Raw genomic sequence first — 24,775 nt, 5'->3', positions numbered from 1 at the left:
TTTTTTGTGTTTATGATTTTCTTGCGACTCCCTCCTCTTCATGCTGAATGACTCTCTTACAAATAACCACTTCATTTTCAGAAATGCTGTTTGCAGTAATGTCCTGGTCGAAATCTATATATTTTCTAAAGCTGAAAAACGATTTTTTGGTATAAAAAATCCAATAGTAAGGTTCTCTTACTTCATCGGAAAGATGAATGATAGATCCCGGATTTTTATGGTTATAATCATCTACCACTCTATAGAACCAATCTCCAAAAGTAATTCCGGTTGGAAGCGTTTTAGCTTTAATTCTGAATCGGTTTGAGTCTTCAAGTTTTTTGCTTAATTCAACATTCAGAACCATCAGACGGTCGAAATCTGCCCCTTCAAAATCAGGAAGCTTTTGCTCCGGAGAATACCTCCATGTTTTGTAAATATCAAACGGAATACTGATAAACTGAATATAGCAATAATAAAATACCATAGGAACCACAAAAATCAGCATACTTGTAGCAGCCATTACAGCATACCCGGTATCTTTACTCATCCAGTTGAATAACAGGGTAAATAAAAATCCACCCAAAGCAATACACGTTAATGAAAGTATAGATTCAAACAAAATACTCATTGCTAGAGAATCAATATGCTTTTTGAAATATTTGTGTAATAAGTTAACGTGAATAATCCCAAAAATAAGGTAAATAACCTGCGCAATGAGATACCAATACGGATTAAAAAGATTTCCGGCAAATCCAAAAAAACCTGGTAATGCCAGGCATAAACTGCACAGAAGAACGTATACAATAATTACTTTAATTTTGATCGCAGGTTTGTTCCTCCTGATAATTCCCAGGATAAACATCATGATGATGGCGATTAAAGGCATTAAAATATACCTTAAAAAAATACCTTTTACTGAAGAAATTTCCATTTGTTTCTTTTCGAATTTATACTTTGTTGGTAGTTGTAAATATAATAAAATAATTTAGAGGAATGTAGAGTATCCAAGGCGGCTGGCATTTCTTTCATCATCCTCTAGGCTGAACGAGTATTCCAGCTTTTCTGTAACGAAATTCTCTTCTATATCCACTGTAATGGGAAGAAAATAATCATACAATGTCTGAAGAACTTTTCTGAATGGGCTTCCCGGGATGTACTTTTTCATTTCCTCATAAGGAATCGGGCCAATATTTATCACCCAGTTTCGTTGTCCATCCATATGTCTTCCACTAGGAATATACGTTACTCCCAATCTTGAATTTCCCAACAGCATTGAATCATCATTCTTCTCGATTTCATCAACAACATTAGGAGAAAAAGTTACCATAACCGGAACCTGAAGAAAAGCGGTCATACACCTTTCAAACCATCTTTTATCTCCACGGATCTGATGGAAAAACGGAAGAATATGCATAAATATATAGGCACTCTGTTTATCCAGCATATCAATAAGCGGCCAGAGTTCACTTACTGTTTCCAGCAAAGCATCCGTATTGCTTGTTATATCAAATTCTGCCTCTTTAAGCAGTGCACTGATCTCTGTAAAAAAAACTTCCAGCTCAAATGGGCGGAAAAACTTTCGCGCATCATCCTCTACTCTTTTCTGTTTTCTGATTTCTCTTACAACCGTATCTACGTTTTTTCTGGAAGCTCCGAGAGAAGGTGGGTGAAACAACCCTTCAGGAAGATAGTCATAAATTCCTTCTCTATAACTTTCTATCGTGAATACTTCCTCATCAAAACCTAGATAACTGCTCGAAATGCTTTTAATGTCCTTTAAATAAGCACGGTCGTTCACACCGACTCTATCAATGAATATATTGCTTACCGTCCGATGGTATTTTAAAAGGTTAACAGCTACAGCCTCTGCTTTAAAATCGGTCTGCAGCTTATTATAGTTCATATCTACTATATTGTTCTCATGCATAGTGTTTCCTGTGATTATGACTTGTAAAGATAATATATCTCATAAGTTTGAAAAAATATTTTGGCAATAATTTTATTCTAAAAATACTAATTTATTGACATTAAAAGGAATAATATTCAGTAAATTCCGTAAAAATACGGTAATTGAAGAATTTGTTCAAGGTTTAAAGTTTAAAGTTCGAAGTTCAGTATCAAGGGTTTAAGGTTCAAGGTTGGATATTTGAAACTTCACTTCCTATCCTTATTATATTACCTATAATACTTTGTCTCGCATAACTTGTACCACTTTCACAAAAAATTATCCCCAAACCTAGTATAATTACTTATTTTATTTGGATTAAATTTTATTAACATCATTCTTTTGAATTAATTCGGGATAATATATGCTCATTCGGAAAGGGGGCCGTATCTTTGCAGACTTAAAATTGTTATTTAAAATGAAAAGTATTTATTCTAAAATTCTGATTTTAGCATTCATTTCCTCTTCACTTTATTCTTATGCGTGGGGATTAACGGGGCACAGAGTAATTGCAGATATTGCAGAAAATCACCTTTCCAGAAAGGCTAAGAGAGAAATCAAAAAAATAATGGGCAAGGAACGTCTTGCATATTGGGCTAACTGGCCAGACTTCATCAAATCTGATACTACAGGTGTTTGGAAACAGGCTTCATCATGGCATTACGTAAACATTGACCCGCAAACTGACCTTAAGGCTTTTGACCAAAACTTAAAAATGCAGGCAGGGCCAAGTCTTTACACTCAGGTTAATACCCTATCCAGCCAGATTAAAGACGAAAAAACATCTGCAAAAGACAGAAAGATAGCTTTAATCTTCCTTATTCATATTATGGGAGATCTTGCACAACCTTTACATGTAGGAAGAGCAGAGGATTTAGGTGGAAACAAGATTAATGTTACGTATTTCGGGGAGAAAACCAATTTACACTCTGTTTGGGATGGTAAATTAGTAGATTCTCAAAAATACAGCTATACTGAATATTCTAAACTTCTGGATATTAAATCTAAAAAAGAGGTTAATCAAATTCAATCCGGAACTCTTGAAGATTGGTTATATGATTCTCACAAGATCGCTAACAAGATCTATGCACAGACTCCAAATGATTCAAAATTATCTTACGACTACCAATACAAGTTTAATGATACTCTTGAAAGACAATTGTTGTACGGAGGATTAAGATTAGCTAAAGTATTGAATGAGCTATTCTAATTTGAAATAAAATTCTTACAGATATAGATAAAAACGGGACTTTGGTTCCGTTTTTTTTTTGAAGTTTGAGTATTCATAAAGACTGTGGTAAACCACCGAGCCAAGAGAAGCGGAATGATGGAGGTTATTTATATTAGATTATTTTAAAGAATCATGTTCTTAAAATTGATATATTTTTTTTTATTTTACCTTCTAAATCCATGTTCCAGCCTCTCCTATTCACTTTCAACTAAAATATTTAATAAAAAAATAAAATTGGTGTAACCTTTTTATGTTTCCATACGTATATTATATAGTAACTCTTTTTTGAGGAAAAAATAAATGAGACAATTAAAAATCACTAAGCAGGTTACCAACAGGGAAACTGCTTCATTAGACAAGTATTTGCAGGAAATTGGTAAAGTGGAACTGATTACTGCGGACGAGGAAGTAGAATTGGCACAAAGAATACGTGCTGGCGATAGAGCCGCATTGGAGAAATTAATTAAAGCCAACCTTCGTTTCGTAGTTTCTGTATCTAAGCAATACCAAAACCAAGGTCTTTCCTTACCCGATTTAATTAATGAAGGTAACTTAGGATTAATGAAGGCGGCAAAAAGGTACGATGAAACTAGAGGTTTCAAATTTATCTCTTATGCAGTATGGTGGATTCGTCAATCAATTTTACAGGCGTTGGCTGAGCAATCAAGAATTGTAAGACTTCCGTTGAACAAAATTGGTTCCATCAATAAAATTAATAAAGCATATGCTCACCTTGAACAGGAAAATGAAAGACCACCTTCTCCGGAAGAATTGGCTGAAGTTCTTGACATGAGTGAGGAAGATATCAAAGAATCTATGAAAAACTCCGGTAGACACCTGTCTATGGATGCGCCTCTAGTAGAAGGTGAAGATTCTAATCTTTATGATGTATTACGTTCAGGAGAGTCACCAAGTCCTGATAAAGATTTGATGCTTGAATCTCTTCAGATTGAAATTGAAAGAGCATTGAACACTTTAACTCCAAGAGAGGCTGATTTGGTAAGATTATACTTCGGACTGAACGGAAAACACCCAATGACTTTAGAGGAAATTGGTGAGACTTTCGATCTTACAAGAGAGAGAGTTCGTCAGATCAAAGAAAAAGCAATTAAGAGACTAAAACACAATACCAGAAGTAAGATCCTTAAATCTTATTTAGGTAAATAATTTTAGCGCAAACAATTTTATAGGCGGAGTCTGTTTTCAGGCTCCGTTTTTTTATAAATATCCAGATAGTACTATTAAAATATTGTATAATGAAGTCATTAATGAAGCCAAAACCAGGTGATCTGTTTTATATTCCTTCCATCAGCCAATCGAATAAAAATGGATTTGTTATTGCCCGTTATATTGAATTTATTAAACCCAACCTAGGTCATCTTATTGAGGTTTTTGACCATTTTTACTCCGAGCCTCCAAAAAACATTTCTGATGTAGATACAAGCAAGAGATTATTCCATCCCATATTTTGCAGTATGCGCTTCGCAACAGGTATTCCAAGATGGAGAATACTGTTCAGTAATCCTGAATATGATAAATCTGAGTCAAATTATAAGGACATTACTTTCGTATTTGATAGAAGTCTTTGGATCGGCGGTGAAACGAAAGGAATAGAAACTGATGAAATGCAAAACATTGAGCCTTCTATTTGCTGGCGCATGAATCATATAATCTTTAGAGTATTAAACCATTTAAAAGGATTTTTGTCTAACGATGAAGTTATGGACTATGACAAGATACCTATGGAATACAGACAAGATAATGAAATAGCCCAGAAAAGAGTAAACGAGATTGCAGAAATAATGCATGACAAGTTTCAATCCTGGAAATAAAGCATATATAACTATAATTTTAGAGATTTTAAAGAAAGATTGATTTACTTTCAATCTTATAAGCTATTGTAACATTTTTCAAAGTTTGTTCAACTAATTAAAATAATATCTTTTATCCCCTGTGATAGAATTCAAATGATTAATTTTAGTTATTGGGATATGATACTGATGATCAATCAAAAACAAACATACTATGAAAAAAATACTTTTCGCAGCTACATTAGCTCTATCTTTACTTTCCTGTAAAGAAAATAAACCACAAAACGAACCGGTTATTGAAAATGCTGTTGATAATGCAGAATCTTCTATTTCATCTATTGCAAAGAGTGACTACTCCCGTGGCGGAAATTTGGTTCAAAGCATCTATGGTGAGCTTCTGAAAAATGATAAAGCGCTACAAAATCTTGACAAAAAGATAGTAGATATTAACAATGAAACCCATACCGTTCTCAATGAATACAACAGTGTCCTTGATAAATCAGAAAACTATTATCATGATGCTAAAAATCTTTCCGGTTCAATAACAGATTCTATTGCGAAAATTGAAATAGAAAAAGAGATCCAGAATAGTGCTGAAAAGTATAATTTAAAAAATCAGACTATAAAAGATCTGATCAAAAAGACCAAGGCCAACCAAAGTACGATCTACGAACAATATATCATATTCAAAATCAGAAAAACACTTCCTGAAATTGAAAAGTATCAAAAAGCTCATCCTTTAAAAACAGATAGCCTGGATCAGTTTATCAACAAACAGAATAAGTTACTGGAAGAATTAAAGAAATTAAAATAATACCTATTATGAAATATACTACGAAATGGCTTACTGATAAAACACGTGTTGAAGAACTCGTAGATTTTTTTATTGCTCATAAAACAGATTCCTATATCTCTCACAGTGAAATTATGTATGGAAGAGCTCTAGATTCTAATCATTGGAATCCCGATCTCAGAGCGGTATTTACAGAGCAGCTTATGACCGATTATGATTATAATGAGGCTTCAAAATTAAATATTTTAATCGCAGAAAATGATAATGGCAATATTGTTGGGATGCTTGTTTTCAATGTTATCAACAGTCCTTTTAAAAAGTATGCTATTTTGGAGGATATGCTTTTAGACCAATCTGTAAGAGGTCAATCTCTTGGAGGTAAACTTTTGGAGGAAGTGATTCAGGAATCCAAAAACTGGAATGTTAGTTTTATTATGCTTGAAAGTGGCGTTGATAATCATGGAGCTCATCATTTTTTCGGTAAATATGGTTTCAAAAAAGTATCTGAAAGCTATATGTTAACTCTATAAACTTTAAGGTTGGAAATCGCAAAGACGCAAAAAATTTAACCTTATAAAGACGCTTTTAAGGCGCAAGGATTTTATCTCTGATAAAATTGTACATTTTTTATAGGCCACGAATGCACGAATTATTTTATTCTGTTTAACCCTGTGTATCTAAAAATAATGGTGCTTATATCTATTTTATGACATTGTCATTCTGACGAAGGAAGAATCTCATGTCTGTATTCAGAATGGCAAAACACAGAAGCACAAAGAATTGTATTCGTGCATTCGTAGTATAAAATATTTATATCCTTGCTTATTTCCAACAACATCATTTCACAAAATAAACAATGAATACAATTTCAATCATCGGAGCCGGAATAGGTGGGCTTACCTTAGGAAATGTTCTTCAACAATATGGATATGATTTTACCATCTACGAATCTGCACCGGAAATAAAACCCGTAGGTGCAGGAATCATGATGGCCGTAAATGCCATGCAGGTTTTTGATAAGTTAGGTTTAAAGGAAAAAATTGAAGGTGCAGGAAATAAAATTCACAGAATTACATTATCCAATGAATCTCTGAAGCCTTTTTCAAAAACAGAAATTCTTGAACTTGAAAAACAATATAACTCCTGTAACGTAGCTATCCACCGGGCCGAGTTGCAACGTATTCTTGCAGAGAACCTGGATCAAACATCCATTAAGCTTAATCATTCTTTACAGACAATTGAAAAGAAAGACAACTATATTTTAGACTTTAAAAATGGAAATCAGGTAGAAAGCACCATAGTTTTTGGTGCTGATGGTATAAAATCACCTATCCGGAATCAAATTCTCAAAACAGGATCAATCCGAAGCTCAGGGCAGAAATGCTGGCGTGGTTTAGTAGATTTTGAACTTCCCGAACAGCACCATCACGAAGCTTTTGAGATGTGGGGGAAAGGAAAACGTTTTGGCTTCGTAAAGATCTCTGAGAAAAAAGTGTATTGGTATGCGTGTATCAACGAGAAAAGTTTTAGCAGATACATACAAATCGCAGATATATTTAAAGATTTCGATAGTCTGGTTTTGAACCTGATAGAAGCTACTTCAAAAGAAAATATCATCTGTAACGAAATTACAGACCTCACTCCTATTCCTCACTGGTATGCTGAAAACCTCTGTCTGATTGGGGATGCAGCCCATGCTACCACACCTAATATGGGACAAGGTGCCTGTCAGGCTATTGAAGACGCTTATGTTATTGGAAAACTGTTAGAGAAAAGCAGCGATTTCAATGCTGCCTTTGAAGAATTTCAGAAAATCAGAAGAAAAAAGGTAGATTATATTGTCAATACAAGCCGTACCATTGGAAAAATTTCTCAATGGGAACACGGAAATTCATTGCGTAATTTCATGATGAGCTTAATTCCTGAAAGGATCAATCAAAAGATGGCCAAAAAGATTATTGAACTGGAGCTATAAGCTTAACAAACACAATTTCAATCTAAAAGAATTATCAATTATCATTTTCTATGGAAATAAATGACTAAATTAACAAATACCAAAATCAAAAAAATATGAAAAAAATCTTTTATGTATTACTCCTGCTGATAGGATTCCAAAACTTTCAGGCACAGGAAGCTCAATTACTGGATAGAAAATTATTTTTCGGAAATCCTGAGATTACCGGCGGGCAATTGAGCCCAGATGGAAAATGGATATCATTCCTGAAAGAATATGGTGGAATCATGAATATTTGGGTGAAAAAATTCGATGACCCTTTTGAAAAAGCCCACCCATTAACTGACAGCAAACGACCATTAAATGGGTATTTCTGGTCAGAAGATGGAAGATACATCCTGTATGTAAAGGATAAAAACGGTGATGAAAACATCAATATTTTTGCTGTAGACCCAATGGCTAAGGCCACCAATGGAGTTCCTGAATCGAGAAACCTTACACCACTTAATGAAGTAGCAGCCCAAATCTATATGGTTAGCAGAAAAGATCCTGATCTGATAATGGTTGGATTAAATAACCGTGATAAAGCATGGCATGACCTGTACTCATTAAAAATTTCTACGGGTGAACTGAAAAAGGTTTTCGAAAATAAAGACCGTATTACAGGATACGATTTCGATTGGGATGAAAAGCTTAGAATTTTAAACAAAACAGACGATAAAGGAACCACCCAGTTCTTGTATAAAGATGGTGATAAACTAACTCCTATCTATGAAACGTTAGTTACTGAAGAAGCTTATATTCCGAACTGGAATGAAGATAATTCAAAGTTTTATCTGGTAACCAATAAAGGAGATCTGGATCAATCTGCATTATTTTTGATGGATCCCAAAACCAAACAGATCACCAAAATAGAAAATGACCCTAAAGGAAAAGTAGATTTTGGCGGCTTATCTGCAGACAGAAATACAAGAAAAATTATTTTCACTTCTTACACGGGTGATAAAACTGAATACTACTGGAAAGATAAAAATTGGGAAGCTAACTATAAATTCCTGCAGGGTAAATTCCCAGGGAAAGAGATTAATTTTTCAAGTTCTACAAAAGATTATTCTAAATTTTTAATTTCAGTTTGGAGTGACCAATATGTTTCTGAGTCTTATTTTTTCGATACCAAAACAAAAGAATTAATCTTCCAATATACTCCAAGACCGGAACTGAAGAAAGTTGAAAAATACCTCGCTTCCATGACTCCAATCCGCTACAAAAGCAGTGATGGACTTGAAGTTCCGGCTTATCTTACATTACCAGCAGGATCTTCAGGTAAAAATGTACCTGTAGTGGTTTTAGTTCATGGAGGGCCAAAGGGTCCTAGAGATTATTGGGGCTATAATTCAAATGTACAGTTCCTTGCTAACAGAGGATATGCTGTATTGCAGCCTAACTTCAGAGCAAGTGGCGGATATGGGAAAAAGTTCCAGAACGCAGGCGATCTGCAATGGGGAAAATTGATGCAGGATGATATCACATGGGGTGTAAAATACCTGATTGATAAAGGAATTGCTGATAAAAACAAAGTAGTTATTATGGGAGGCAGTTATGGTGGCTATGCTACTCTGGCCGGATTAGCATTCACCCCTGATGTATATGCTGCAGGAGTTGATATTGTGGGGCCTAGTAACCTTTTCACTCTATTGGATTCTGTTCCTGCCTACTGGGAATCTGCACGAGCTTCTCTTTACGGTATGGTAGGTGATCCTAAAACTGAAGAAGGTAAGAAACTGATGCGTGAAGCCAGCCCGTTGTTCAGTGTCAATAAAATCAATAAGCCATTACTGATTATTCAGGGTGCTAATGATCCTAGAGTAAAGCAGGCTGAAGCTGATCAGATTGTTATCGCTCTTCGCGATAAAGGTAAAAAAGTAAATTATATTTTAGCTGATGATGAAGGACATGGATTCAGAAAACCTGTGAACAGCATGGCGATGTATGCTGAGACAGAGAAATTCCTTTCTGAAGTTATTGGTGGAAGATATCAGAAAGATATGCCTGAAAACGTAGCAAAACGTCTGAAAGAAATGACGGTTGACATTACAAAAGTTACTTATACTCCAGCAGAAAAAGCTCAGGACGCTAAACCTAAAAAATAAACGATATAAAGTTCAATACAAAACCATCTCATTGCTGAGATGGTTTTTTGTTTTTACCCATAGATTTCCTGCCTTTATTCTTCTATTTGTCTTCTGTATGAATGGACTCTATCCAATCTACTACTTCTTTAATCTTATCATCAGACAGCTTTGCATCATGATGAAGATAGAGATAGGAAGAAAGTGGCATTTTTCTTTGCTTTATCTGATTCTCAATAGCCTCTAGTTTATGAGTTTGTTTCCTTTGGCTGTACAATCCCCATTCACTAAAATTCAACTCTTTTTTACCTTCTTTGATATGATTTTCAAGAAAAAAACTTAATGGTTGGATATATGCATAAACAGGATAATTTGTTCCATTACTATGACAATCGTAGCATGAGGTTCTCAAAATAGATTGTACATTTCCAGGGACCTGATACACTTTTGAAATGTCAGATGAAGGTACCTGTCCATAATCAATATTACGGACAGGCTGAATCATCTGAACTATTAAAAAAATAATGACAAAGCCGAAAAATATATTTTTAATAGAACGGCTCATGGGTCTACAATACTTTTTTTACAGATCCGCAGTTAAGCATTTTTGATCCTTCATAAGGATTTACAATTTCCTTGGTCTCACTAATCCAGGTTCCTCCTTTTCCATTATTGTACATAGGGCAGAAATCCTGATATAATTTTAAACCACCGGTTCCTACTTCTTCAATCAAATCTGTAATATCGTTACTCAGAGCCAGTAAATGTTCCCTCTGATGTCCTATATCATCAGTATTTTCACCAATATGTTCTGCATTTTCTGATGCACTTTCCAAAATATCACGCAACTCAGAATTGCTTTTTACATTGGTCTTACTAATATCTATTTTCTTTAATATAGAAAACAGATTTTTAGCGGCATCAGAAGCTTTTTTAGAATCATCCTGAGTCAACGCATTTTTTAAAGGAAGATATCCTTTGATCACTTGCTGTATCGGAAAAGCTGAAAGTTCCTGAACAATTTCTTTTTTATTTTCCTCTGAACTTTCTTTTACTTCCTGAGTTGGCGTTACAACAGGCTCTGCTGTGCCAACTGTTTTGATTTCAGGCTCTGCTACTTTATTTTCAGAGGCTTTATTTTCGGGTTTAGTACATGAATATAATGTAGCTCCCACAAACAATACGGTTATTATATTTTTCATTGTTTCTGACTGATTTTATAAAATAATGTGGTTAAAAATTAATACGTTAGGGTAATACCGGCACCCCAGCCCATTTCGTTATCATAATTTCCGGAAAGGGATAAATATTTCTGAACGATATATCTTATTCCTGTGGAAAACTCTCCATCGGAATTCACACTGAAATTACCTCTCAATCTTCTGGAAAGTGGAATATCTTCTCTGCTCAGTTCCAGCAATACTTTTCCGTTCTGATCTACGCTTGCATCTGCTGTAATCAACATGGGTAATACATACTGCATCCCGACCATGAACGAATATCTGCTTTTTGAAGCTTTCTGCTGCCCAAACCAGGTTTTCTTTCCATGAAAATCCATTCCCATATCTTCTGCCATTTGTCTTTCCATAATTTCATGGTTTTTCTGAGCTCTGAATCCTGCATAAGGCAATGCCCATTGGAATTTCCCTAAAAACCTTCCCACTTTTACGCTTCCGTCAAAATGATCAAAGTTCCAATTCGTGTGAAACTCATTCAGGTTAGCCCATCTTGGTCCAAACATCGTCATGGTTTCTGCATGAATTTTATTGCTTGCTACATCCAGCATGGCCATAGAACTTACCATTTTATTATCTTTCAAGAAGTTTTTCCAGGCCAGCTTTCTGTTCGGAAGCTGTGGATTCGGTTTTGAATTTTCATAACTGAAGATTCTTCCCATCCCTGCCATCATATGATATAGGATGTGACAATGGAAGAACCAGTCTCCATCCTGATTGGCTGCAAATTCAATGGTAACAGTTTCCATCGGCATAATGTCTACCACATTTTTCAATGGTGAGTACTCTCCTTTTGAATTTATCAATCTGAAATCATGTCCGTGAAGGTGCATCGGGTGACGCATCATGGAATTATTATACAATTTGATTCTTAAAATCTCACCTTTTTTAATCAGAATTTTATCTGTTTCTGTCACCGTTTTGTTGTCCAGTGTCCACAGATAATGGTTCATATTCCCTTCCAACGTAAACTTCATGTTACGAACACTGTCTGTAGGAAGAATTGTTTTTTCAGGAGATTTTAAAATATTGTAAGACAATCTTTTGATGGTTTTTTCTTCAGCCATATCCATTCCTGTATGCTGAGAATGATCTTCACTCTTTTTATCTTCCTTTGTTTTCACACCCATCATTTCATTGATGTGTTTTGCAGTCGTTTTTCTTTGCTTTTCCGAAAGTTCAGGATACATTACCTCGTTCATATCCATCATCTGATTTCCCATCGTCATGGTCATTGGCTTCATATTTCCACTCATTTCCATCATTCCGTTCATCATTTTCATCCCTTCAAAAAGCATCAGTCTTGGTAAATTTGGTGCTTCTACTTTATCGCCGGATCCCAGCCACAGGGAGGCATGCCCAATTCTATCTTCCGAAGTCGCACGGAATTCAAAGCTTTTATTCTCAGGAATCGTTACTTCAATATCATAGGTTTCCGAAACTCCAACAATCAAACGGTCTACTTCTACCGGAACCACATCATTTCCGTCATTTCCTACTACTTTTATTTTTCCGCCGCCATAATTCAGCCAGAAATAAGTGGATGAACCTCCGTTGGCGACTCTTAATCTTACTTTATCTCCTGCTTTCAGGTTAGAGTAATCAGAACTAGGAGCGCCATTAATCAGGAATTTATCATAATACACATCACTTACATCCATAGCTTCCATTCTTTTCCATTCGTTCAGGGCTTTTGTCCCGAAGTTCCCGGATTTGATGGCCTCCCAATAACTCTGAACTGCATTTTTTTTCACAGCATACCAGTCTGTATTGGCCATGTGCAATCTACGGGCAATCTGCATTGGATCATCATCACTCCAATCTCCTAATAATACAGGGATTTCTGCATTATATTCGGTTTTTGGCTCACCTTCTCTTTTTTTAAAGACCAAAATTCCATTCATTCCTATCTGCTCCTGTAGTGCTTCATGGGAATGGTACCAATAGGTTCCGTTTTGAGAAACTTTAAACTTATATAAATGTGTTTCACCCGGTTTTACAGGTTTTGTGGTAAGATATGGAACTCCATCATGTTCGTTAGGGAGAATCACCCCATGCCAGTGAAGTCCTGTGTTCTCTTTCAGCATATTATGCAGATAAATTTCAGCGGTATCTCCTTCTGTAAAGTACAGTGTAGGTGCCTGAAGTTTACCGTTAATCGCAAGCGCTCTTCTGTTTTTCCCTGTGAAATTGACAATAGTATCTTTTACATACAGATCATAACGAACCTTTTTTCCACCAAAAGTAAGTTTCCCGTTCTCAGAATTTCTTTTTAAAACAGTGGGCTCTGCTTTTGGATTTTCAACAACAGCATGTTGATGATCTTCTTTTTCCACTAACTCCATCCCACACTTAGGACATTTTCCAGGCTTATCTGAAATTACTTCAGGATGCATAGGGCAAGTATAAGCAGTTTGAGACTTAGGTTTTGATGGAGATGAAATCTGTGGTTGGTTGGCTGATTCAACCTTAGCTTTATTTATTTTTGTTTCTACCGGTTTTGTTTTCGTCTCTACTTTAGATGCAGGCTTTACCACTGGCTTTGATAGAACCGTCTTCTTTACCAATGTCATGTTACACTTCGGGCAGTCTCCAGGTTTTGAAGAAACTACTTCTGCATGCATAGGACAAGTGTAATAGGTTTTTGTGGTTTGTGCGAACGTAAAAACAGAGAACAAAAGAACCAGAAACATTATTAGTTTTTTCATAATATTCCGAACTTTTAAGAAGTTGCAGAGTTTAAAGTTTAAAATAAATTAAACCCCACAACTTATTGTTTTAAAGATTAATACAATAATTATTTAATTTCTGACTTTACACTTCCACATGAAAGCATAGATTTTCCGTAGTATGGATTCATGATTTGTTTTTCATCACTTAACCAACTTGCATCAGCCATTGGGCAATATTGTACATAAACCGGTTTTTCGGAAAGTTTGAATTCCTTCGTCAGACTAATCATATTGTCTGATAAATTGAAGAAAGTCTCTCTCTGAGCTGCAACGGTTCTTGCTTCTGAAATGACAGAAGCATCTTTTCTAAGAATATTAAGGTTTCCTTCTGAAACTAATTTATAATCGATAGTAGAAGCCGTTTTAATAAATTCTGTAGCCGCTTTTGAAGTTTGGTCTGCATCGTCAGAAGCTAAAGCTGATTTGATCGCAATATAATTCTGATAGAGCTTTGAAACCTGAGCGTCTTTTTTAGACTGCGCTGAAAGCGAAATAACTGAGAATAAAGATAAGGCTGCTGTAATGATATACTTTTTCATTGTTTTAAATTTTAGAATTAATTTTTTAATAAAGAATAAGGGTAACGCACAGGAAATGCGTCAAGACATGTCATTGATAACGATATTGTGATAACATCGAAAACGACTGACGGATTCTAAATTCTAAAATTACAATGATTGATATAGATGGGTACCGGTTTATACTCCGGTGGGGCATTGATCTGAATTTGAGTGAATTTTGTGGCTGAGAAAGATCTATCTGTAAAGGCAAATTGATGCTTCACAGGAATTTCTGAAATCTGAGCTAAAAAATCAACATTAAGCAGATCAGACTTCTGAGAGTAATCTACTTTTACGACTTTAACTTCTGTTTTGCAGCATCCTTTTTTATCTCTGACACCACATTTGCCACAAATATCATCAACTTTCTGACTTACAGAAACAAATTCTTTCATACAATAATGAATGCTAAAAGCTGCTCCGGAAGAAAATCCGAAGTAGAAAATAGAAAACAGTATGGCAAGAATCTTTTTCATTGTTGAGACAAAGTTAAAAATATTCAGGTAACCGTTGTTATAAAATTTTGTAATGTTGTTATAAAATTCAGGAAAATAAAAAAATCCTCTGAAAAATAATTCAGAGGATTTTTTATTTTTTATCGCTCTCTCAGACGATGCTGATTGAGCAGATTTTACAATTTAAATTCTAACTTCACATTGAAGAAACGTCCTGTAAGACGTACTGGAACAGGATACATATAATTGGTATTGTAATCCGTAATCCATTGGTTGGCAACTGTATTATTAATATTAAATGCGTTGAAAACCTGTACTCCTAAAGATAATTCCTGGAAATTACCCCAGAAACCGGATTTTTTATTTTTATCCTTTGGATCAATAAATACTTTCGTTAATCCAATATCTACTCTTTTGTAAGCAGGCAACGTTTTCTGATAACTGTACGCTGAATTGAAATCCGGCTGCCCATTATCATTAAACATTACAGGAGATCCTGTTGGTAATCCCATCGCATACACCAAGGTAAGGTTTACCCTCATAGATGGGAATTGCGGCATGTAATCCTGATAGAACATCGCCACCCTGAATCTCTGATCCGTTGGTCTTGGAATATCTCCTCTTCCATCAATATTTTCATACACTCTTGCATAACTCGCAGACAGCCAAGAATCTACTCCCGGAACAAATTCACCGAATAATCTGGTGTCAATTCCATAGGCATATCCTTTAGCATTATTCTGTCCTGAGTAACGAATTCTCACATTATCCATATAATACGGAATCAAGTTATCCATTTTCTTGTAATAAAGTTCCGTTGTTAATTTAAACGGTCTGTCATACATATAGAATTCATAGTCATTAGCAAGAATTGCCTGGATAGATCTTTGTGATTTGATATTCGGGTTGAAGTTTCCGTCCAGGTCTTTAATTTCCTTATAGAATGGAGATTGATAATAGATCCCTCCGGAAAGTTTGAACAACATATCGGAATCCCAATCTGGTTTTATCGCAAACTGAACTCTTGGTGAGACTATTGTTTCTTTATTAAAACTCCAATTAGATACTCTTACTCCGGCATTTAAGAACACCTTACTTGCGCCCCAGTAGAATTTTTGGGAATACTGAGCATAAGCGGATAATCTTGTTGGTTCAATATTATTTTTCCCTGCAATATAATAGAACATTCTCAGATCCCCTGTTGTAGTTCCTGATCTCGGATCAATCACTTCTGGTCTCGGAAGGCTGTATCCAGAAGAGTCTACCAGTTTCCATTCATTGGTAAGATCTTTAAGATTTTCTTTTTCATATTTGAATCCAACCTCAAAATCTGTATTTACATTGGGAGAAAACTTTGCTCTGAACTGAGTTCCGTAAGTTCTTACAAACAGATCATTTCTGGCATGTTCTGTCTGAGCCCCTGAATCAAACGTGGTAACCGGATCTTTTGTGATGGGATCAAATGTCTGTAATTCATATTCTGAACGGATGGTATAATATTCTCTTTCTCTGTTCTGATAAGCAAAAGCATCCAAGGTAAATTTCCATTTATCAGCCGGCTTATAGTTCATGGAAAATGTACCCATCATATTTTTATATTGGTCATTTTCCTTACCAGCATACCCTATATTTACCGTAATAGGCTGCTGAAGACTTCCGAAAGTTACACTTTTCCCCTTAGGAATCATCTCATAATCATTCTTGGAATAATATCCTATGAATGACATGGAGAGTTTATCGTTAACGTGATAATTCAAATAAGACTGAAAATCCCAATAGGTAGGATTAAAGTCTGTATCTTCTTTTAAGGTGTTAAGAACAAGATTGGTATTTCTATATCTTCCTGAAAATAATGCTGTAAACTTCTTATTCTTCGAAGCCAGACCGGTGGTTAATCTCCCTCCGATTAAACTTGCCTCACCAGAAACCTCAAATTTTTCAGGCTCACGGTAATAAATATTTAAAGCAGAAGACATTTTATCACCATATTTGGCTTCAAACCCTCCTGCTGAGAAGTTTACTGATGAAACCATATCAGGGTTAATGATACTCATCCCTTCCTGCTGAGAATTTCTGATCAGGAAAGGTCTGTAGATCTCAATATCATTGATGTAGATAAGGTTTTCGTCATAGTTTCCACCACGAACCATATACTGGGAAGATAGCTCAGTATTGGAGTTTACAGAAGGTAACGTTTTAATCAACCCTTCAATTCCACCACTGATAGAAGCTACTGCTTTCGCTTCTTTTGCAGAAATTTTTACATTGGTAAGGTCATTGGTTCTTCCTGTTGTTTTTTTCTGGAACACAACTTCCTCTATATCGGTCACTCTAGTGGTCGCCGTATCCTTTTTTCTTTGTTGGGAGAAAATCAGAATAGGGACCATAAGGCTTAGCGGTAAAACTAGTTTTTTCAAAAGAAATATTTTAGAATTTCTAAAATTAATGTTTTTTTAACAATTACAAAATCGATTCTCTAATTCTTGTCAATTTTTGTAGTAAGTCTTCTAATAAATCCAGTCTTAACATGTTGGCACCATCAGATAATGCTGTTTCTGGTGTTGGGTGAGTTTCAATGAAAATTCCGTCTGCTCCTACTGCAATTCCTGCTTTAGCAACGGTTTCAATAAGATCCGGTCTTCCTCCTGTTACTCCAGAGCTTTGATTAGGCTGTTGTAATGAATGTGTAACATCCAGAATTACAGGCGCATATTCTCTCATCGTAGGAATTCCTCTGTAGTCTACAATCAGGTCTGTATATCCGAAAGAGTTTCCTCTTTCAATAATTGCTACTTTCTGGTTGTTGGAATCTGTAATTTTCTGAACAGCAAATTTCATAGATTCCGGTGAAAGGAACTGTCCTTTTTTCAGGGAAACACATTTTCCTGTTTTAGCAGCTGCAACTAATAAGTCTGTCTGACGTACCAAAAATGCAGGGATCTGAAGAACATCCACATATTGCGCAGCTAATGCAGCGTGCTCATTTTCATGAATATCTGTAGTAGTAGGAATGTTGAATGTCTCTCCTACTTTCTTAAGAATTTCAAGTGATTTTTCCTCTCCAATGGTTGTAAAAGAGTCTACACGGCTTCTGTTAGCCTTTTTGAAACTTCCTTTAAAAATATAAGGAATATTATACTTGTCTGTAATATTGATTACTTTTTCAGCAATTCTCAATGCCATATCTTCCCCTTCAATAATACAAGGTCCTGCAATAAGGAAAAAGTTCTTTGAATCTTTGTGCTGAATATTATCTAAATACTGAATCATTTTGTTGTAATTAAAAAGTTCAGTAAAAATACTGAGAAAGTTTCAGACTTGGAAATTATTTGAGGAGAGAGTTTGGGGTGGGCTTGAGATAATGGATGATAGATGATAGATGATAGATGATAGATGATAGATGATAGATGATAGATGATAGATGATAGATGATAGATGATAGATGATAGAGAAAGGTAATACGAATATTGTAAGCAGATGTATTTTTTGGATTAAGTTTTAATTAAAATTTCAGCCAGTAATTCAATGCTAAAATTCTCTCATATCCTTCAACACTGTATTTATCATTGACTATGTCGAAATAATATTCATCGACTAAAAGGAGATAATCTGCGATTTCTGAAAGAATCTAAACTCTGGATTTTAAAATCTAAGACTAGATTCCTATAGAATAAAAACAGATAAGCTATCAATTAAATACGTAAGATTTTTTTATTTCCCACAGATTTCACTGATTTACACAGATGCTTATGGGTATCTGTATGAATATTAGTATAGTTTGTGTTGTATAAATAAAAATTGTTCGTCTATCTAATAAGTCTGTCAGAAAATATGCAGATTACAATTTTATCGAAGATAAAATCCTTGCGCCTTAAAAACAAAAGATATTCAAAAAAATTAGCGCCTTTGCGATTTCCAACATATAAGATTGCTTCGCTCTACCCGCTTACAGATATTTTAGGTTTTGGCTAAAGCCAATGGAATTGTAATTAAAAAAGAAAACGGGCTAAAGCCCGTTCCTATTGAATTATACTATCCTTATCCAGAATTTGTATGTATTTATTGCTATCTATTTTTAAATTCCTTGGTATACTACTCCATCTTTTTCAAGATCTTTTCAAATGTATTGACATTTCTGCTGGTCATTTGATCTTTCAAACTTTTCTTGCCTAAAACTTTTCCAAAGCTAGAATCTAATGTATTTCCCTTGGGAACCTGCCAATAAAATATATCATTAACGATTTCCGCCTTTTCGTTTTCAGCCTGAGCAGCTTTTTTAAACTCTTCCATCAAAACATTTTCCACTCCCGACATTCCAACAAAACCATAAATATGAAGGCCTTCATTCTTTTCAAACGGAATGCTGTTCCAGAAAGTTTCTGTTTCTTGATGAGATTTTATAAACAGAAATGCTTCATAAGAAAAATGGTCTGACATTGCTTTTTCCAGAATTACTTTTAATTCATCAGCACTTCTTTCAGAAGAAAACACAATATTTCCGGAAGCCAATATAGAAACTACCTCTTTCATTCCGACACCCTTGAAAACCTGACAGACATCTGCCATTTTCATATTGGTTCCTTTTACATTGACACCGCGGAGAAAAGCACAATATTTCATAAGCTAGGTATTAGGTTTTAGAGTGAAAATATTCGGTTCTTAATTAATGCTCTTATATCTTTTGATTTCCAAATCATTTAATCAACTCGGATATATAGATTATAGTCTGTTCCGGAAGGCTTCAGATTGTAGATCTTTTCCAATATTTTATTATCACTTTTCAAATGATCTTTTACCCTGAATTCCTTCAATAATTTATAATGGGCTTGATAATATGCTGCATTTTTATCTTCATATAAATTCTGATATGAAAGCAGATATTTAGGTTTTCTGTTTTTAACCGTGTTTATCCAATAATTTGTTTTATCTTTTTTAATCTCTTCCTGAATCTGTTTGTCTACCAACCCAACTTCATCAATGGTTTTTAATCCTGAAAAATAAGGTATGTAACCTGCAGGCTCCAATAAAATCCATTGATTTTTATCTTTCTCATACTTGTTCAGGAATGTACCAATAGTTCTTCTATAATTCCATTCTCCATTTCCGGTTGCAATAGAATGAATGGTTTGGAAAGCCAGCATCGGAACAATATAAAATACAACAAGTAATGATAACCATACGTTTCTTCTCTCCTTCTGCTCCAATACAAAAATAAGAACCGGAACAAAAAGCAGAAGCTGTGGTACCCAGTAATACCAATCGAATAAGCTTTTTTGAGAGATAAAAATAATCTGCTTCACCCATCCGAAAATAAAGATCATCCACAGGAAATAATTTCTCTTGTCTTTTTGTCTGATAAGGTAAATAAAGCAAAGCAGTTCAAAAATAAGAACAATAACCGTAATAGGATTAAAAGCTCCCGGAACCTTCAGCATTCCCCAGAAATTTCCAAAGCTAATCAGAAAATAATCAAGATGTTCTCCAAAAGTAAATTGTTGTTCGTAAAGTAATTTTTTTGCTGTAATGGTGTTGTTCACTACTTCTCCAAAGTAGAACCAGTTGAAGGCAACCGTTGATAAAACACCTACAATTCCACCAAAAATATAATTCCATCTGATTTTTCTGTTCCAGAAAAAGTCAACAAGAAACACTACTCCAAGGAAGATAACAGTATCAATCCTTGTAAACATAATCAGGATCGGAAGAAGCGTCAATACCCATTTTTTTCCTTTGTTGAATCCATAATATAACAGAGACATTTCAAGGAAAAACAAAATTCCATACTCCATTCCAAGGATTGAAATCTTAATAGCTGGTGGCAGAATTCCGATTAAAAAGATGAAAATAGCCTTATGCCAGGGATTTTTAAGAACCAGATGTGATAAAAATAATGTTCCTATTGTAAACAGAATAGAATTAAAAATCAAAAGAGGTTCTATAAAATGTTCTTTCCCAAAAATGAGGTTGAAAATATAGGACACAAAAACATAAAAATGAGTGGTAGAAGCAGAAATCTTAGTATCTCCATTGAAACCAATTACTCCGTAGTCCAATAAATTCTGGGCCACTCTCCAGGTGATGAAAGCATCTTCCTGAATGTAATGCGTCAATAAAAAAAGAAGTTTAAAAACTACCGTAACAACTACGGCATAGATTGGGAACCTGCTATTCTGTGTTTCAGCCATTATGCTTTTTTAGTTCCACAAATATAATCTTAAAATTTAGGATTCCCAATAACAAAAAAAACGGAACCGAAGTTCCGTTTTAAAAATGTTTTATTGTGTTACTTTGATAATCGCTGAAGTAATCTGATTTTCTTTTTCCTTGGAATAAGTTGAATCGAAAGGCTCCATTACATCAAATAAATATTGGTAGAATGGTGTGATCGTTTGCACATCTTCAGATTGTTTCATTGCTTTTTCTTTGCCCATCTGCTGAAGTTCTTTCACAAAAGCATTGAATTTTTTATCAATCGGTTCAATGGATTTTACCAGATAAGCGTATGCTTTTTCTTTTTGTCCGATCTTCATATAAGCATCTGTAACTGCTGCTACGACAAGAGAATATTCCATTGGTTTTGTTCTCATCTGTCTTCTCACATAGCTTTGATCCGCTTTAGAAAGACTTAAGTAATAATCATACTCATCAAAGATTCCTTTTTTAAGTACTTCTGCCAACTGCAATCCTTTCTGCTCCTGTCCTGCGATGATATATCCGGTTACAATTGAGCTTAATGAACGTGGATCATTGTATTTTTCAGCAGGAATTTCTTTTGCTGCAAGATCCAGAATTTCTAATGCTTTTGCTTTCTGTCCTTTTAAAGCCAATGCTGAAGCTGCTCTGCTTGCAGACATTCTGTAGCTGATAATGTTTGAAGTTGCTGTTTCATCAAAGTGAGCGCTTAGATCTTTAAAGTTCCCCCATCTGAAGTTTTTCACCACATTATAAAGATTGTTAGCATCTACTCTTCCCATATCTCCATCTGCTGATGGTAAAGTTTGGATTGGAATTAATCGGTAGCTGAATCCGTCAAACTGAAGATAATCATTAAGGTAGAAAATATTTTCACTGTCATAAATACCTCCTGAAGAGAAGTTAATTGGACGCTTCCAATCGAAATTCGCCAATAAATCCATTAAGATCAGGTTGTTTTTATATAAGGTATTTCCTTTGTAAGTAATCATAATCTGATTGGCTACTTTCGAAAGATCTTCCTGATTGATAATTCCAGCTTTTAAAGCATTGTCTTTATTTACAGGAAGGATAAATTTGTTTACCGGAAGGATGTTATACTTTTCATATTTCTCTTCTCCGAAGTACATTTTCAATAACTGATCTTTTTCAGGAGATTTGAATTTGATAAACTTAATCGCCTCTTTCAGAGTTAAAGAATCCTGTGTAAGGTATTTTCTGAAATCTTTGAATTCTGTATCCGGAACTCCCTGTTCTTTCAACATATTGAAAACGCCTTCCCAATCTTCCTTCTTCATCATATAGATCTGGTCGTTTACTCCATCTCTGTAATCATCGTGAGTTAATTCACTTGGAAGTCCCATTGCATTGTAAGTTCTTCTTTTCACTTGGTCAAGGTTCCAAGGTGTTGAAGCCAATGTAAAGTTAACCACTTTTACATCGTCTCTGAATCTTTCCGTTTCCTGGATTGCCCAAACCGGATACGTATCGTTATCACCGTACACGAATAAAATATCATTCTTCGGTAATGATTTTAATACTGAATATGCATAATCATAAGCTGTATATCTGTTGCTTCTGTTATGAACATTATAGTTCTGGAATCCCATCATGAAAGGAACTCCCAACAATACAACTCCAAGCGCAATATTAGCACCGTTGGATTTGATCTTAGATTGTACAAACCATAAAATAGCTCCTGCACCCAATCCGATCCAGATTGCAAATGCATAGAATGAACCTACCATTGCATAATCTCTTTCTCTCGGTTCAAAAGGTTTTACTCCTGTATAGAATACAATTCCAACACTTGTAATAATGAATAAAGATAATAAAGCATAGAATCTACCGAAGTCTCTGTTCAATTGGAAAAAGAACCCGATTAATCCTAAAAGTAATGGAAGGAAGAAAAATGCTACTGTACTTTCATTCTTGAATTTAGCAGGCATTTTATCCTGATTTCCTACGTTTACATTATCAATAAAAGGGATTCCGGAAATCCAGTTTCCTTTTGTGCTTTCCATGTTTCCTTCAAGGTCATTCTGTCTTCCTACATAGTTCCATAACAGATATCTTACAAAGTAGTATCCATTCTGGAAAGAAATAAAATAATCCATATTCTGAAGTAACGAAGGCTTCTGAACATTAATAAGGTTATAAGGTTTTACCTTTAAATAGTCTGCAGCTGTAATAGATTTATCATCATATTTAGCTCTCAGTTCATCAAAAATTTGCTTAGCCTGAGGGTTGTCTGCCACATCTTCATTCGCATAATTGAATGTAAAATCAGGAGCTCCATACATTGAAATATAATTAGACATTACGTCCTTATCCTCATTAAACATTCTTGGCATTAAGCTTACCTGAGATTTATTGAATACATAATTGAATCGGTCACCCGTCTTTCTGTAGCTATTCGTTTTCTCATCTTTTTCATAAATTTCTCCGGTTTTCTTTGTCTTAAAACTTCCGTCTTCATTCTTTTCAATCCCATTTGCGTCAAGGAAAGCCGTATAATTTTGTCCGTAGATCGTTGGCCAGTCACCATATTGTTCTCTGTTATAATAATCCAACATCCCAATTGCCGTATCCGGATCGTTAAGGTTCATTGGTGGATTTGCATTCGCTCTGATTGGAATTACCATCCAGCAAGAGAACCCGATAATCATATATACTGCCGATAAAGCAATCGTCTGATACAGATTCTTTTTTGTTTTTCTGGCATATTTGATTAAGAAATAACTGATTGCCACCATCAAAATAAAGGCTACAATTGTTCCTGAGTGGAAAGGAAGTCCAAGACCGTTTACAAAGAAAATCTCCAGTCTTCCGAACATCGTCATAATTAACGGGAAGATAATTTTGAAGACCAAACTTAGAATTAACAACGTAATAAGGTTAGCCCAGATAAAGTTTTTCCAGGTAAACTTATAGTTTCTTGCATAATATACAAGACATACCATAGGAGTTGCCAGCATACACATCATGTGTACCCCAACAGAAAGTCCTAAAACGAAGAAAATAAGGATAATCCACCTCTCACTGTCCGCTGCCTGATACTCATTTTCCCATTTCGTAATCAACCAGACCAAAAGCGCGATAAACATAGAAGCCATTGAGTAAACCTCTCCTTCTACTGCTGAGAACCAGAATGTATCTGAGAAGGTGAAGCACAATGCTCCTACCGCTCCGGCAAATAAAATAGAGATTTCCTGATGTTTTGTAATTTCTTCAAAATCTTTGTTAAGCAATCTTCTCACAAAATGAGTGATTGTCCAAAACAAAAATAAAATAGTCAGCGCGCTGAACAATGCAGACATCGCGTTGATTACGATGGAGTAATTCTCGCCTTTCCCTAATGCAAAAATGGCTGCCACGGCACCCACTATCTGGAATAAAGCAGCTCCGGGAGCGTGCGTTACTTCAAGTTTTACTGCAGAAGAAATGTACTCTCCACAATCCCAAAAACTGAAATTGGGTTCTATTGTGGACAAGTACGTGAAAAACGCAATGACGAAAATCACCCATCCTAAAACGGTGTTCCATTGCCTAAAAGTCCAATTTTTCATAGTATTAAATCAATTATGCGAAAATAAGGCTTTTATATTATTTTATATTGTTTTTAACAAAATTTAAAAATTTGGCGCAAAATTTGCGATTAAACTCGTGCTGAAACTGTAAACAGGAAAATATTTTTTTATTAAACTATGCCCTAGAAATCAAACAAAAGTTTAGTAATTATTTATTTTTTTGTAT

Annotated in this window: 19 protein-coding genes; 7 read left to right on the top strand and 12 right to left on the bottom strand. The window is 35.0% G+C overall.

The window, feature by feature from the left end:
* Positions 1-10 precede the first annotated feature (10 nt).
* The gene (locus BLS98_RS11295) at positions 11-913 is read right to left on the bottom strand and encodes a TssN family type VI secretion system protein (RefSeq protein ID WP_089736527.1); all 903 of its coding nucleotides are present in this window, start codon (positions 911-913) and stop codon (positions 11-13) included.
* Positions 914-967: 54 nt separating this feature from the next.
* A complete protein-coding gene (locus BLS98_RS11290; protein ID WP_228425169.1) occupies positions 968-1,885 on the bottom strand; it encodes a type VI secretion system baseplate subunit TssG in 918 nt (305 codons plus the stop codon).
* 460 nt (positions 1,886-2,345) lie between these two features.
* Between BLS98_RS11290 and BLS98_RS11285 the strand changes: the two genes are divergently transcribed.
* The 7 genes from BLS98_RS11285 to BLS98_RS11255 all read left to right on the top strand — a co-directional run bounded on the left by BLS98_RS11285 (position 2,346) and on the right by BLS98_RS11255 (position 9,866).
* The gene (locus BLS98_RS11285) at positions 2,346-3,137 is read left to right on the top strand and encodes a S1/P1 nuclease (RefSeq protein ID WP_089736523.1); all 792 of its coding nucleotides are present in this window, start codon (positions 2,346-2,348) and stop codon (positions 3,135-3,137) included.
* Between the two features lie 321 nt (positions 3,138-3,458).
* The gene (locus BLS98_RS11280; RefSeq protein WP_002979276.1) at positions 3,459-4,325 is read left to right on the top strand and encodes a sigma-70 family RNA polymerase sigma factor; all 867 of its coding nucleotides are present in this window, start codon (positions 3,459-3,461) and stop codon (positions 4,323-4,325) included.
* 89 nt (positions 4,326-4,414) lie between these two features.
* The gene (locus BLS98_RS11275; RefSeq protein ID WP_089736521.1) at positions 4,415-4,990 is read left to right on the top strand and encodes an Imm26 family immunity protein; all 576 of its coding nucleotides are present in this window, start codon (positions 4,415-4,417) and stop codon (positions 4,988-4,990) included.
* Between the two features lie 193 nt (positions 4,991-5,183).
* Entirely contained in the window at positions 5,184-5,783 is a 600-nt protein-coding gene (locus BLS98_RS11270; RefSeq protein ID WP_089736519.1) for a hypothetical protein, read from the top strand.
* A gap of 8 nt (positions 5,784-5,791) precedes the next feature.
* Positions 5,792-6,292, top strand: a complete 501-nt coding sequence (locus tag BLS98_RS11265; RefSeq protein ID WP_089736517.1) for a GNAT family N-acetyltransferase — start codon at positions 5,792-5,794, stop codon at positions 6,290-6,292.
* 326 nt (positions 6,293-6,618) lie between these two features.
* Positions 6,619-7,737: an FAD-dependent monooxygenase gene (locus tag BLS98_RS11260; RefSeq protein ID WP_089736515.1), complete on the top strand. Its 1,119-nt coding sequence runs from the start codon at positions 6,619-6,621 to the stop codon at positions 7,735-7,737.
* Between the two features lie 95 nt (positions 7,738-7,832).
* Positions 7,833-9,866 (top strand): alpha/beta hydrolase family protein, encoded by a 2,034-nt coding sequence (locus BLS98_RS11255; RefSeq protein ID WP_089736513.1) that lies wholly within the window; start codon positions 7,833-7,835, stop codon positions 9,864-9,866.
* A gap of 82 nt (positions 9,867-9,948) precedes the next feature.
* Here the strand turns inward: BLS98_RS11255 and BLS98_RS11250 are convergent, their stop codons facing one another.
* From BLS98_RS11250 to BLS98_RS11205, 10 genes are all read right to left on the bottom strand, one after another.
* Positions 9,949-10,410 carry a heme-binding domain-containing protein gene (locus tag BLS98_RS11250; protein ID WP_089736511.1) on the bottom strand — a complete coding sequence of 154 codons (462 nt, stop codon included), beginning with the start codon at positions 10,408-10,410 and terminating at the stop codon, positions 9,949-9,951.
* 4 nt (positions 10,411-10,414) lie between these two features.
* Positions 10,415-11,047 carry a DUF3347 domain-containing protein gene (locus BLS98_RS11245; protein ID WP_089736509.1) on the bottom strand — a complete coding sequence of 211 codons (633 nt, stop codon included), beginning with the start codon at positions 11,045-11,047 and terminating at the stop codon, positions 10,415-10,417.
* Between the two features lie 38 nt (positions 11,048-11,085).
* Positions 11,086-13,788: a multicopper oxidase domain-containing protein gene (locus BLS98_RS11240; protein ID WP_167356209.1), complete on the bottom strand. Its 2,703-nt coding sequence runs from the start codon at positions 13,786-13,788 to the stop codon at positions 11,086-11,088.
* 89 nt (positions 13,789-13,877) lie between these two features.
* Positions 13,878-14,351, bottom strand: coding sequence for a DUF3347 domain-containing protein (locus BLS98_RS11235; protein ID WP_089736507.1), 474 nt, complete (start codon positions 14,349-14,351; stop codon positions 13,878-13,880).
* 116 nt (positions 14,352-14,467) lie between these two features.
* Positions 14,468-14,848, bottom strand: coding sequence for an HYC_CC_PP family protein (locus tag BLS98_RS11230; RefSeq protein ID WP_228425171.1), 381 nt, complete (start codon positions 14,846-14,848; stop codon positions 14,468-14,470).
* Between the two features lie 155 nt (positions 14,849-15,003).
* Positions 15,004-17,244: a TonB-dependent receptor plug domain-containing protein gene (locus BLS98_RS11225; RefSeq protein ID WP_089736505.1), complete on the bottom strand. Its 2,241-nt coding sequence runs from the start codon at positions 17,242-17,244 to the stop codon at positions 15,004-15,006.
* Between the two features lie 43 nt (positions 17,245-17,287).
* Positions 17,288-18,097, bottom strand: coding sequence for a 3-deoxy-8-phosphooctulonate synthase (gene kdsA / locus BLS98_RS11220; protein WP_089736502.1), 810 nt, complete (start codon positions 18,095-18,097; stop codon positions 17,288-17,290).
* Between the two features lie 822 nt (positions 18,098-18,919).
* Entirely contained in the window at positions 18,920-19,447 is a 528-nt protein-coding gene (locus BLS98_RS11215) for a DUF1697 domain-containing protein (RefSeq protein ID WP_089736500.1), read from the bottom strand.
* Between the two features lie 77 nt (positions 19,448-19,524).
* Positions 19,525-21,012: a hypothetical protein gene (locus BLS98_RS11210; protein WP_089736498.1), complete on the bottom strand. Its 1,488-nt coding sequence runs from the start codon at positions 21,010-21,012 to the stop codon at positions 19,525-19,527.
* Positions 21,013-21,102: 90 nt separating this feature from the next.
* Positions 21,103-24,588 carry a glycosyltransferase family 117 protein gene (locus tag BLS98_RS11205; protein ID WP_089736495.1) on the bottom strand — a complete coding sequence of 1,162 codons (3,486 nt, stop codon included), beginning with the start codon at positions 24,586-24,588 and terminating at the stop codon, positions 21,103-21,105.
* Positions 24,589-24,775 lie beyond the last annotated feature (187 nt).

It is taken from the genome of Chryseobacterium jejuense (assembly GCF_900100075.1).
Taxonomy (GTDB): domain Bacteria; phylum Bacteroidota; class Bacteroidia; order Flavobacteriales; family Weeksellaceae; genus Chryseobacterium; species Chryseobacterium jejuense.
The sequence above is the reverse complement of the archived record's forward strand: the minus strand, read 5'-3'. Positions and strand labels throughout refer to the sequence as shown.

Bases quoted from the DNA above. Each gene is read 5' to 3' on its own strand.
- BLS98_RS11255 (WP_089736513.1), top strand. From the start codon at position 7,833: ATGAAAAAAATCTTTTATGTATTACTCCTGCTGATAGGATTCCAAAAC.
- BLS98_RS11280 (WP_002979276.1), top strand. From the start codon at position 3,459: ATGAGACAATTAAAAATCACTAAGCAGGTTACCAACAGGGAAACTGCT.
- BLS98_RS11290 (WP_228425169.1), bottom strand. From the start codon at position 1,885: ATGAACTATAATAAGCTGCAGACCGATTTTAAAGCAGAGGCTGTAGCT.
- BLS98_RS11230 (WP_228425171.1), bottom strand. From the start codon at position 14,848: ATGAAAAAGATTCTTGCCATACTGTTTTCTATTTTCTACTTCGGATTT.
- BLS98_RS11265 (WP_089736517.1), top strand. From the start codon at position 5,792: ATGAAATATACTACGAAATGGCTTACTGATAAAACACGTGTTGAAGAA.
- BLS98_RS11240 (WP_167356209.1), bottom strand. From the start codon at position 13,788: ATGAAAAAACTAATAATGTTTCTGGTTCTTTTGTTCTCTGTTTTTACG.
- BLS98_RS11275 (WP_089736521.1), top strand. From the start codon at position 4,415: ATGAAGTCATTAATGAAGCCAAAACCAGGTGATCTGTTTTATATTCCT.
- kdsA (WP_089736502.1), bottom strand. From the start codon at position 18,097: ATGATTCAGTATTTAGATAATATTCAGCACAAAGATTCAAAGAACTTT.
- BLS98_RS11285 (WP_089736523.1), top strand. From the start codon at position 2,346: ATGAAAAGTATTTATTCTAAAATTCTGATTTTAGCATTCATTTCCTCT.
- BLS98_RS11260 (WP_089736515.1), top strand. From the start codon at position 6,619: ATGAATACAATTTCAATCATCGGAGCCGGAATAGGTGGGCTTACCTTA.
- BLS98_RS11235 (WP_089736507.1), bottom strand. From the start codon at position 14,351: ATGAAAAAGTATATCATTACAGCAGCCTTATCTTTATTCTCAGTTATT.
- BLS98_RS11245 (WP_089736509.1), bottom strand. From the start codon at position 11,047: ATGAAAAATATAATAACCGTATTGTTTGTGGGAGCTACATTATATTCA.
- BLS98_RS11270 (WP_089736519.1), top strand. From the start codon at position 5,184: ATGAAAAAAATACTTTTCGCAGCTACATTAGCTCTATCTTTACTTTCC.
- BLS98_RS11210 (WP_089736498.1), bottom strand. From the start codon at position 21,012: ATGGCTGAAACACAGAATAGCAGGTTCCCAATCTATGCCGTAGTTGTT.
- BLS98_RS11250 (WP_089736511.1), bottom strand. From the start codon at position 10,410: ATGAGCCGTTCTATTAAAAATATATTTTTCGGCTTTGTCATTATTTTT.
- BLS98_RS11205 (WP_089736495.1), bottom strand. From the start codon at position 24,588: ATGAAAAATTGGACTTTTAGGCAATGGAACACCGTTTTAGGATGGGTG.
- BLS98_RS11295 (WP_089736527.1), bottom strand. From the start codon at position 913: ATGGAAATTTCTTCAGTAAAAGGTATTTTTTTAAGGTATATTTTAATG.
- BLS98_RS11215 (WP_089736500.1), bottom strand. From the start codon at position 19,447: ATGAAATATTGTGCTTTTCTCCGCGGTGTCAATGTAAAAGGAACCAAT.